Annotated in this window: 11 protein-coding genes; all 11 read right to left on the reverse strand. The window is 37.9% G+C overall.

Features of this window, described 5'->3' with window-relative positions; all coding sequences use genetic code 11:
• The 11 genes from CYJ37_RS23505 to CYJ37_RS23555 all read right to left on the reverse strand — a co-directional run bounded on the left by CYJ37_RS23505 (position 1) and on the right by CYJ37_RS23555 (position 11,184).
• A complete protein-coding gene (locus tag CYJ37_RS23505) occupies positions 1-1,449 on the reverse strand; it encodes an AAA family ATPase (protein ID WP_101552277.1) in 1,449 nt (482 codons plus the stop codon).
• An 87-nt stretch (positions 1,450-1,536) separates the two neighbouring features.
• Entirely contained in the window at positions 1,537-2,391 is an 855-nt protein-coding gene (locus CYJ37_RS23510) for a hypothetical protein (RefSeq protein ID WP_101552279.1), read from the reverse strand.
• Positions 2,388-2,966 carry an NYN domain-containing protein gene (locus tag CYJ37_RS23515; RefSeq protein ID WP_180827429.1) on the reverse strand — a complete coding sequence of 193 codons (579 nt, stop codon included), beginning with the start codon at positions 2,964-2,966 and terminating at the stop codon, positions 2,388-2,390. The genes CYJ37_RS23510 and CYJ37_RS23515 overlap by 4 nt, the downstream gene beginning before the upstream one ends.
• Positions 2,963-3,412 (reverse strand): hypothetical protein, encoded by a 450-nt coding sequence (locus tag CYJ37_RS23520; RefSeq protein ID WP_101552282.1) that lies wholly within the window; start codon positions 3,410-3,412, stop codon positions 2,963-2,965. The genes CYJ37_RS23515 and CYJ37_RS23520 overlap by 4 nt, the downstream gene beginning before the upstream one ends.
• Entirely contained in the window at positions 3,413-3,880 is a 468-nt protein-coding gene (locus tag CYJ37_RS23525; protein WP_101552284.1) for a hypothetical protein, read from the reverse strand.
• A gap of 254 nt (positions 3,881-4,134) precedes the next feature.
• Positions 4,135-4,377, reverse strand: coding sequence for a DUF1292 domain-containing protein (locus CYJ37_RS23530; protein WP_101552286.1), 243 nt, complete (start codon positions 4,375-4,377; stop codon positions 4,135-4,137).
• Positions 4,374-4,820, reverse strand: a complete 447-nt coding sequence (locus tag CYJ37_RS23535; RefSeq protein ID WP_142385302.1) for a hypothetical protein — start codon at positions 4,818-4,820, stop codon at positions 4,374-4,376. The genes CYJ37_RS23530 and CYJ37_RS23535 overlap by 4 nt, the downstream gene beginning before the upstream one ends.
• Before the next feature lie 4 nt (positions 4,821-4,824).
• A complete protein-coding gene (locus CYJ37_RS23540; RefSeq protein ID WP_101552289.1) occupies positions 4,825-5,964 on the reverse strand; it encodes a replication-relaxation family protein in 1,140 nt (379 codons plus the stop codon).
• Positions 5,954-6,850, reverse strand: coding sequence for a hypothetical protein (locus CYJ37_RS23545; protein WP_101552291.1), 897 nt, complete (start codon positions 6,848-6,850; stop codon positions 5,954-5,956). Before CYJ37_RS23545 ends, CYJ37_RS23540 begins: the two co-directional genes overlap by 11 nt.
• Before the next feature lie 178 nt (positions 6,851-7,028).
• The gene (locus CYJ37_RS23550) at positions 7,029-9,767 is read right to left on the reverse strand and encodes a type IV secretory system conjugative DNA transfer family protein (protein ID WP_101552293.1); all 2,739 of its coding nucleotides are present in this window, start codon (positions 9,765-9,767) and stop codon (positions 7,029-7,031) included.
• Between the two features lie 106 nt (positions 9,768-9,873).
• A complete protein-coding gene (locus tag CYJ37_RS23555; RefSeq protein WP_101552295.1) occupies positions 9,874-11,184 on the reverse strand; it encodes a replication-relaxation family protein in 1,311 nt (436 codons plus the stop codon).
• Between the last annotated feature and the right edge of the window lie 14 nt (positions 11,185-11,198).

Consider the following 11,198-nt stretch of genomic DNA (forward strand, 5'->3'; position numbering starts at 1 on the left):
CTAAATGCCTCCTGTAATGTATTGTTCTTCTTCAGGGCTTTTCGGAAAGTCTTTCCACCCTTTTTCACGTATCATATGGCGTGCTGCCATATATTCATCTATATCTTCAATTTTGTTCAGGAGGTAGTCTTCTATTACCTCAACCTTGGTATCAAAAGTAACTCCATAATTGAGAAAATAATGAGCAGAATCTATATAGCCGCGAAGGGTGTCAGCTGAGGTTCCTTGAGACTCTTCCCGCATTAATGTGTCTATGGCATTCTTAATTTTCTCAAGGAATGAGAGACCAAGACTATCATTAAAGCCGGTCTTACTCTCAATTAGGCTTTTAAAATTCATAGCGTAGGGAAGACGGAGTATAGCAAATCGGTCCTTGAACGCATCATTTAACGTCTTTACACCGATGTAGCCTTCTCCCAAGTTCATACTCCCTAGGATTACAGAGTGCTCATGCCGCTTTATGGCCCCTACAGGAGATGCTAATACTCTATTTTCATCTGTTACTGAATGAAGAATAGATGTGACATCCCCAACGAGCATATTAATTTCAGCCATGTTAATAATTCCACCAAATTCTATGGTTTTTGAGAATTCCGAAGGATCGAAGGTAGTTTCCCCATTACGGAAAGCTGGCTCGCCTACAAGACTTTCTTTGGTTTCATCTTTGTTCCCTACATAAACAGTCATTGGAAGACCAAGAATCCATGAGATGGTTGAAATAAGTGTATCTTTCCCGCTGCCTTTGTTCCCTACTAAAATAAGATCTTTTCCACTTAGGATATGACGGATAGCACGTTCGAGCATTACGCCATGATAGGGATAGTTTGGTTTGCTTGGTTCAACAGTCATTGAACGCATCTCAACACTTCCATAGACAGCTGCTCTCTTTGCTTGAACTTTTGTTATCATTCTAGTGGAAAAGCCCTCGAATTTTAAATAATCCTGGACATCCACCCAGCCCTCTTTCCAATCTCTCTTTTGCTTGGCCACAGCTGGTTTTCTGCTAGTGGTAGGAGCGGGGGTAGAAGGTTTCACTGAGGTAGTATCTTCTACTGGTTCCAATAACTCAAATAATGAATGGAGACTTGTATAATTGTCGTTTTCTTTTGAGAATGGTAACGATCCTATATCAGCGATAGAAACTCCGAAACTCGCTTTTTCTAATTTTAGACCAAGTTTGACTGCTACAGCTGCAGCAGCACCTAAATGGTTACATTGATTCCCTTTTTCATTATGTTCACAGTAGTGGATAAGTTTAGCGCTACTTCCAGTCGGATCTTCTGTCATAATGTATGCAAAAGGTTCCAGGTCCTTAAACTTCAACCTATAGATCTTAGGAGATAAATTAGAGTTTAGAGATTCAACTGAATCCACAATATCCGGGATCTTTTGAGTCATAATTTCTATTAGAGTTTCTGAGGTCGTAAACCTTTTAAATTTGAAAGCCATTTATAAATTCTCCTTAAAAAGTTATTTTAAAGTTCTTATACGAAAAAAAGAGTCGATACTTTGTACCGACTCACTCTTAAAAAAGTATTAAGCCACACCAACATCTTCTATGATAGGAGAGGTCTTTACATCCACACGTAACCGATTGTTAGTAAGCCAACCTGACACTATGATGACTTGTTTTACACCTAGGCTATCCATATATTCTTTATGTTTTTTAGGCATGATGATTTGAATACGGGCGCTTTTCTCGGTTAAGGCTGCGAAATGACAGCTACCGTCTGGTTTAAATGTAGGTAGCTCTAAGACTTTCACTCGGAAACTCTCTGGAGCATTACTATCTTTTTCTTTCTCACCATAAGTAATCGGTTCTTCTGATTCTTCAACTTCTTTTTCGGTAGCTTCACTATCTAGCTGTACTTCCTCAGCACTTGCTATTCCGCTGCCAATAAGACCATACCCTAGAAATCCTAATGCACGACCAATAGCGCTTGTTTCAGCCACTTCTAGAGGATTGTCCTTTTCAGCGCCTTTGGCATTCTCAGAAGATGGAATAACGGAACTACCCGTTGCACTGCCCAATAGCTCTGAGTGTATGGTAACTTTAAGGGATCTTTTATTCTCGGCGATAACGGGCTCTTCAAAGTGGAGCAGCTTTCCAGCGGCCCTGTGGTCATCCCGTGCTTGTTTTACCCGTCCATTTACTGCCATATAGGGATAACTGACTGAAACATAGGTACCAGAAGTAATTGCATACATACCTAGATTAGAGGCTTCCGTATCTATTTCTGTAGCAGCTCCAACCTTTACACTTTGAGGTAGAAAAACTAAGAATTCATGATATTCCGTGGGGATTTGTTTTAATGCCTGCTTTCCCCTTGTTTCTGCTGCATCAATAATTTCTTTAGCTTTATTAATAGCCCATGCTGGCGTTTTACTCATGCTACTCCACACTCCTTATAATTGTTTGGAATTTTTTTTTGACGAACCGATTTATGGTCAGATGGAATATGGCTGATCACATCTTCCAATCGAATGATTTCATCAACAGCTTCAGACAAATGACCTGCAGGTACATTTTTTGAGAGGATAGCCTTTACAATGGTCCCATTCCGCTGAGCTCTATGGACAGCGGGTACGAGATCACCGTCAGCAGAAAACACGATGACTTCATCAAACCCTTTTAAACTAAGTTCTAAAAGGTCTAATGAAAGTTGGACATCTACCCCTTTTTCTACTAAGGCTCCCTTATGATCTAGGACAACAAACCCCTCTTTGACCTTAATCCCATCTCTGGAAAGGCGGTTGAAAAACCGGCTTCTTTTCCGATTTCGCTCGGGGTCCAGAGATTTTGAAATGACAGCTCCATAAAACCGATAATCCGTGGGTTTATTAATATAAATCTTTTCGACTGTTTGAAAAAAGACCTTCCAGGGGTTAATTCCCTCAATCCCCAGCTTATGAATTTGTTTTATGGCATTCATTTCATCGATAAGAATTGCAGCTCGCTTTTTCATCCTAAAACCTCCCATTTAAGTTGATGTTCCATATAAGGGAGAAAAGAAAGTAGATGAGTTTGTACCCCTTGGCCATTTCGTTTCTCAATCATAAAACACCATTCCTTGGGTCCAAAAGGGACTGCAAATATACTAATCCCTGTGTGAGGAAGCTTCCAAAGTACACCCTTATTTAATAGACCCTTCTCTCTCATAATTTCTGTAGGGATTTTTCCATAAAAAAAGAGCTTCAAACTGCGACACCGTAAATTTCCCGCTCGTTTTATTTCGATAAAACGGGTAATTACTTCGTCGAGTGCAAGTTGCTCAGTTGTGACAGTGATAATCTGTCCAAACTTACCCAAACAAACACGAACAGTTGAAACTCCTATACCTTCTTTTAAGCAGGTACTTTCAAAATCTAACTTAGGTGTATCCCAGATTGTTGTCATTCGCAGCGGGTTCAATTAGCCCACCGCCCTAATTCCATATGTGTGCTTAATATCCAATTCGTATTTCACTATACTGATCATTCTAGAAAGCATTTGACCTGCAGCAGCCGTAAACAAGTATCTGTCTGTAAAAACAGAAAACTTCCAAATGATTTCTTCCTGTTCCTCGATTCTATCCAGTTCAATGATCATGTTATCTGTCTTGAGAATGAAATGATTCTCGGCCACCTGTTCAAAATTAAGTTTTTTTAACTCGCTTAGAGGAACTCTTCCTCGAGAGGTAGTGAGCCGGCATTCAACAGATTTAAGCACTCCACCAATTTCCCGCTCCATTTTTGCTAATGATGTACCAATCAGCGGTATTTCTACTTCTCCCCCAATTGAAAATTTGTTAGGGAAGGAATGATTGGTTCTTTTGTAAAAACCTTCGATTTCTCCTTGTCCTTCTCCATTCCATTGGGTCTGTAAAAAAATAGTGTTCATTACTTACTCCTCCTTAAAAAGTTCATCAGTGCTTGAAAAACAAAAAAAGCACTCAAAGAGAAACGAATTCTTTTGTATTCAAAAGAATACATTCGCTCACTCTTTGAGTGCTTTCTTAAATGAAATATCCTCCCGCTTGGGTGGATGGAACAAAGTTTTTAAAAGTATACCTTATCTTACCATGCCTGGAGTAATGTAGTAAATAAAAACATAAGAGATCCGTTGCTAGTTGTTGCAAAACGGATCTCTTATGTTTAATGGTCCAGGGGGTTCTTATGATAGAAGTTATATACGTTATTAAACTCACTGTCGTCTGAGATATCAGTTAGTAGGGTATTCCCATTTTCGTCTATTGTTACTTTTACAAATGTGATTCCCTCATCATCTTCAAGAACGGCATAACGAATATGTTCAATAACCATTATCTGTTTTAATGTAACATCATCATGAAGAGCTCCATTGTTTGAAAGTAACACCATGTCTATCGATTGCTTCAAGAGCCATCATTCTCCCTTTCTGAGTAGTAGGTATAGAATTTGAACATGTTCTCATTGCTAAGATAACCATATTCGTTAAACTGCTTAAGAAGATTATCAAATGCAGATCTAGGCAAAGAATAGAGATATTGAAACTGTTCGATTGCAGCATAATCATTACTATACTTAAAGTGCAACAGTTCTTTAGTATGCTTATTGATTTCTAATTCTGTCTCATTTAATAGAGTCTCACTTATCCAATCGTTTCTTTCCAGGCATCGTTTCTGAATGCTTTTGAGGAAGTCTTGGGGAATTTGTTCGGGAAACACTATCCAACTTGCGAAAGTGTTAAGTGAAATTTGTGAGGTTTCAAGCTCCAAGAACCTGTAAATCCCAATCAGGTTAGTCTCTAACCACATCATTCCCCAGAATTCTCTTCCTAGTTCTTGTATTTGTTCTCTCACTATATTAGTCCTCAAATTCATCGTCATCCTCAATATCCAGTGTTTGGGAATCAAAGTATTCTGTTGCAGTCATCCCCGTATGTTCATCAGTTAAGAAAGAAATAGCAGCGGTTTTTAATGTTTGTTGAAGTTGGTCATAAACCAAAAAAGTGCCCCGCTCCAGACCCATTAAGATTCTTTCATCTGTTGTATATCTTACTTCCACAGAGGGCATATATTCTTCAGCAAGTTTGGAGACAAATGGTATCCTTGATTCGCTATCCAATATCACAATAACCCTTTTGGGTTGTTCATTTAAGCTGAGTTTTTCAAAAGCGAGCTGAGTTTTTTGGAATCTCGATGTTACATGATCAACCCAATCAGGAGTAATTCTAAATGTTTCAAGCCAGAATTTAATGAAATCCCCTTCATCTTTTATCAATTCCAGGCTAACACCTGGGTAATGGCGTGTCCCATCTGACAAACGAATGGCTGGTTTCCGCTCCCAGGATATGACTCGGTCTAGTCGTCTTAGCTCAGAGAAAAATTCATTGCCTACTAGGTCATGAAAGAAGCCAGACATATTGGGTCCTTTTGTACGAGTGAATTCTATTGGTTGAAAGATAAATTGTTTAGGTAATTCTATTTGGAATAAGACTTCAGCTGCTTCTGCACCTATACGAGTCAATCCGTATATTAGTGGTTTTTTTCTGCCATCTGAACATGGAGTTATCCAGGAGAACGCTGTAATAATTCCTCTTTTACGACTCTTTTCTAAAAAGTCGCGGATTTTATATGTACGATCGTCCCCTGGAAATACTACTCTTTCGATTTGTTTTCGGGTTGCAATTCGATGTTTTGCCAAAAAATCAATAAGGGCTATCTCATGCTCAGTAAATGAGTGACTCTCAATTCGGTTGTTCAGCCAATATACACCACTATGATTACCTTCTCTTGGCTTATGGTATTTCATGGTTGCATAAGGATCAGAGAACAGACCGAACATAGATCCGTCAGGCGGTAAATATTTTAAAATATCTGTTGGACTCTTTTGTTCATCATAGGGATTAGTCGTTGCCATTGGGAGTTCCGCTAACTTCTGTGAAGAAGTTAGCGCTCCCTTTAATAAAGGATCCAGCGGATTAAGCAAGGCATTATCTGCCATAATTAATTCCTCTTGTAGTTTTGGCTCTGAATCCTTGGTTTGGCGTAATTACTATCCCCTTTACTCTTCTTTCTTTTGCGTTAATTTCCTGGATTTTAAAGTTGACTTGCTCCCCTTCTTTTAAGCGGCTTGAATTGCCTCCTGGTGGGAATCCGCTTCGGACCATAATTCCTCTTGGCTCTAACCTGATAAACAATCCATGATCTAAATGAACTTTTGTAATGGTGCCGAGATAAGTGGCTTTTTCTTGGTACTCGTTCAGAAAAATCATAGGATCTACCTCAAGTGCTTTTTTGCTAACTAGTAGACTTCCTTCTGGGTTTGGATTTTCTTCAGCTTGAACGTCATCAGCGGCAGCCGCAGCATCTGGCTTAATAAGCTCCGTAATTTTAACCTCAATGGTATCCCCAATAAAGACTTCTTCCCGTAAATCGTCATAGAAAGTATAAGAGTAGTCGCTCCTATGGAGTTTAGTAGGGACCCCATTCACTAATAGATAAACATTGAATTGGTCAACTCCTCGTACAAAGGCAGCATAGGTATCTCCCAATTTTGCTTGTCTCCAAAAACGCTTCGATAAGGTTTTAAGAGCCTCTATCCGATTTGCAATAAAGATTTGGTTTTCCATATCGACTGTATGAGCCACAAATTCAAAGTACTTACCTACGAAGTTCTGAATCCCCTTAAAGTCATATTCATCTATAAATGCCTTAGGGAGATATCCATAGATTCCGTTGTAATTTAATTTTAAGCATTCTTGCTTAGCAGATTCGAAATACTCGATACCGATTGCTTGAGCTGTTAAAACATTTCCTGATCTTTGAGAACTTTTTATGTCTGCCCAGGCTGCTGCTTTTTCAGTTGCAAGGTCGTTTTGATATTGCATAATTTGACACGCTCCTCTTAAAATTTGTTATAAAAAACAAAAAAAGAACCTATTCATCCCGAGTAATGGGTGAACGGTTCTTCCGTTTTTTAAAGAAATATTGGGTTTTCTTACTTGTTTATAAATATATACAAAGGTGGAAAATAAATCAATCCCTTTTTCCTCATTAGTTTGCTGTTTATAAATCGTCCTCAATCTCATCCAAATTCATATTTACACCATTGGTCAGAGAGTTTCCCTTAGTATGACTGTTTTCGGACAAATCATTTTCCTCTTCCGTAACTTCTTTTGCAGCCGCTAATAGTTGATCAATTTGATTTAATGTTTCTTCATCTGGAATGCTTGGTGACATTGATTCATCTTCTGCACTTGCCATTTCATCATAAATATCTAACTGTAAATAATCATTATTCTCATCTTGATTCACAGTTTCTCTTTTTGTATTGGTTTTAGGATTCTTTATGTGTATTTTCTCTTCAAATAGTATTTCCCCTTGTTCAATTCCCTCTCCTTTTTTGGAGAAAGTAATGCTATCCTTCAAATAATCTAAGTCAAGCGCATCATCATCTTCGCTTTCGGGAAAAATTCCAAATGCTTCAGTTTCAGGGGCTGGCTCCTCAACTGGGTTCGCTTTTATAGAGTCAATTACTGCAATTTCTTCTGTTTGTGATATCTGAGAAAGCTCTTCCAAGGTAGGTTGGTTTGAATTATTGCTTTTAATTGATATTTTGTTAATTCCTTTTTCTATAAGCTCATGTTGGTCATCGTCCTGCTCAGTCTTTAATTCAATTTCTGCAGATTTAAAATACTTTTGCAGAAACTTAGCTTCAGACGTAAATTTTCCGGTTGCCAGGGTTGCATCGCCCAATGACCCATCCTCTTTTACCATTTGAATTATCATATGCTTAAACGGAAGTTCAGCTATTTTGGTTGGTGTAAAGCGTGGTGCTAGTTGTTTTTGAGTATTATGCCTGTAACCCCATTGTTGTTTTTCGATAGTCACTGGGGTTGTTGATTCATTTAGTGATTCTTCAACAATAATTTCCTCGAGAAAGGTTTCTGAGAAGAGCTTGTTATCCTCAGCGGATCCCCTTCCGAATACAGTCTTTGTAGAAGCATTGGTCAATATTGTTTCACGATATCCGTTAACAATCCGATTCAATTGTCCCAAAGATTGTATGGCAATCAGCGTGCCTACCTTATAAGAGCGTCCTAAGGTCAGAAACCTTTCAAAGGCTTCATTTGCATATAGTGGGAATTCATCAATGTTAAGAAAAAATGGTATTCTTTTATACTTTCTCTTATGTCCCTCTTCACCAACTTCTTCTCCGTCTTTTGGTCTTCTAAAAACAGCACTCTGTAATTGCCTAATAAAAAACTGTCCAAATAACAGTGATAATTCATCTAATTCCCCAAGAGCGGTATTTACACATAATACTCCCCCATTTTCTAGGAATTCATCTAGGTTGAGGACCTTCTCATTTTCGTTGGCTATCATCATGCTGCTCATCATAGAGTTCATAGCAATATCATTTAAGTACTTTTTTGCTCCAGAAACAAACTTATCTTTTTTACTTTCTACTACCTGGCGATGTGCATATCGGTGGCCTTCTGGATACATTACTGGTTTAATTTCATCCTTCTCACGGAATGTTTTGTAATCTAATACTTCATCCTCAAAGTAACGTACTATCCGATCCCATTGTTCCAATACTTTTTCATCAACCAATTTATTTTCAATATACTCGGTCAAAGATTTACGGGTACTCTCTGTAACGTCAGCTAAGTAACGAGGGTCTTGATACATCCGCTGTATATGAGAAATGTTAGTTAAGCTTCCAAATTTAATTTTTGCCAACATAGTATATAGTGCAGCTGTTTCCTCCTGTTGCCCTTTGAAAAAGGGATCCTGATCTCCAGTCAAAGCATTTAAAGTTCCTCTAAATGATTCGGCTGCAGCATCAAGAGGTCCAAAAAAGGGATTGAACTTAGTACCTTTATCTTTAGTTGGGTCTACGATAAGAATCTTTTCCTCTGGTACTCCAATTTTTTTAGCTAAACTCACTACATCATCAACTAGGTCCCCTTTCGGTTCTAATACGATAATTCCTCCTGGCAATCCTTTGGCGATCTTTACTAAATCACTGGCAATACGGATCAAAATAGCGGTAGAGGTCTTTCCGGATCCAGTCGCGCCGTTTACTAATTCATGTAAAAATCGGGAGTCTTCTTTTAATACTAATGGTTTTTTAGTCGCCTTATCCCAACCTACGATCACGTCAAAACTTTCGTGAAGAAAACTATGTGAAATTCTAGATAGCCAAGGAAATTCCCAAGTGAAAAATTGTCTCCTGAGTATATCCTCATTAATTTTATAATGCCGGAAGCCTGTAACAATAATAATCAAGGTTGTAATTAGAGGAGCCATATATAACAGAGTAATAAATGGGTCTAAATTGTATACGAGGAGAAAATCGTTTGATTTCCCGGTAAGTCTTATAGGTCTTAAAATCGGCTCATAATTTTGTTCAATGTAACGCGCGGAGGCACCCCAAAGCAATAAAAAATGCGGGATTAGGTTGCCTAAGCTAGCCAATAATCTTCCCTTTTCGGTCAGCCTCCAATCTAAAACGATTGTATACCCTTTCTTTATAGGCTGTGTAATAGTGGAGTAAAACCAGGTGAAAAGCGGAAGAAAGGTTAATCCAATATACATTGGCCAATTAAAATTATTTAGGTGAGGGATAAATGGAATTGAAAAACTTAAACTTAACCATGTGAAAAAGCCTAGCAACCCTAACACAAGATTTATCCAAGTTAACCCCAGTACTGCATAGGTATGAAACTTCATTCTAAACCATTGTTCTACCTGATCCTCATCTTTAAACCAATTCGTTAATCTTTCAAGCTTGTCCAATTTTTAATTTACCTCCTTAGAAAAATAAAAAGGACCGATTCCTGCTGCTGCAGAAATCGGTCCTTCCGATCTAATCATATTTATTAAGTAAATTATAGAAGTGCTCTTAATAGGTGTCAACCTTACTTTTATTGGGAGGGAGGTGCATCTCCTCGTATATCCCATTTTTAATATTTATTGAAGAAGTGCCGGTAAAGTATTCGCGGTACTTATCTATCAACGTAACTCCAATTACACTTGGTTTTTCATAAAGGTAATAAAACAAAGGAGTAGAGTTATTAGTAAGCCTACCATGTTTTTCAATGTGTAACTCATCATTCCTTTGTTTAAACAATATTGCTTGGACCCAGCCCAAAGTTTCGTAGCCCTCAACACGGATTACTGGATTAAGGTGTGGTTTACCCTCATTTTTTGATACAACGAATGGATACTGCTTTTCTTTATCACCCATCCATTTTAGAGAGGTACCGTACTTTACATCTCCTTGTTCTTTTAGGTTCTGAAGAGCACTCTGCACATGTTCTAGTCTGTCTACTGACAAGGTACATTCTTTAAACAAAAAAGATTTTACCTTATTCATTGTTAAGAGAACCAAATTCACACTTTCTTTATAGTCCCCTATCTGGGAGAAGAAAGAATTCGTTATTGAATCCCATCTGTGTTTCATTCCAAATTGTCTAGTCTTATTCTCAGTTACAAATACTATCGCTTTTGGCAATTCTAATCCCTTTTGTGAAAGAAAATCAAAATACCTCTTATAACCTAAAAATTTTTCTTTAAGTCCTTTATTTCGTTCAGTTGAGCGGTCTATCTCCAAAGCATATGTTTTCTCTTTGATACGAATTTCACCATCAGGCCTGTAAAAGTATTTGTTTCTTTTTTTGTTTAATTCTAGCGTGAATTCTTGAGAAGCGTAGAGATTATCTCTGAAAAGAACCGGACTGGATGAGAATATATGTTCGTCTTCCTGCGCATTCTCGTACTCAGAATGTATGTTCGTCTTCTTGTTTTCTACCCATCTATTAAAATCCTCAACTTCTAAACTCAAGTCAATTAGCATGCCATGATGTTCTCTTTGCTTTTGAGGATATTTATACAATTCATATGGAAAGTGACCTAAATCGTTTGAGAATCCGGTACCTCTGTAATAAGGTTCAATATTGTTAACTGAGTTCATAAGGTAATGGCCGTCTTCTTTTAGATAGTAAAGATGCTTATGGGTATATTTAAGATCATCAGAATCGATTAGTTTTTGTTTTCTTAAATCCAGCATTAGATTGTAGATAGCTTTATATGACTTGTTAGAATATCCAAGCCCTCTCGTTATCTGCTCAACTGTTGCAGCACGACTTTTAAATAACCAATGCATAATTTTTAGCTGTTTGGGTGTTAGTGAGTAACCTTGAATTATTGGCAATGCCCACCCTCCTT

This window comes from Bacillus sp. UMB0728 (assembly GCF_002858875.1).
GTDB classification, from domain to species: domain Bacteria; phylum Bacillota; class Bacilli; order Bacillales; family Cytobacillaceae; genus Bacillus_AB; species Bacillus_AB infantis.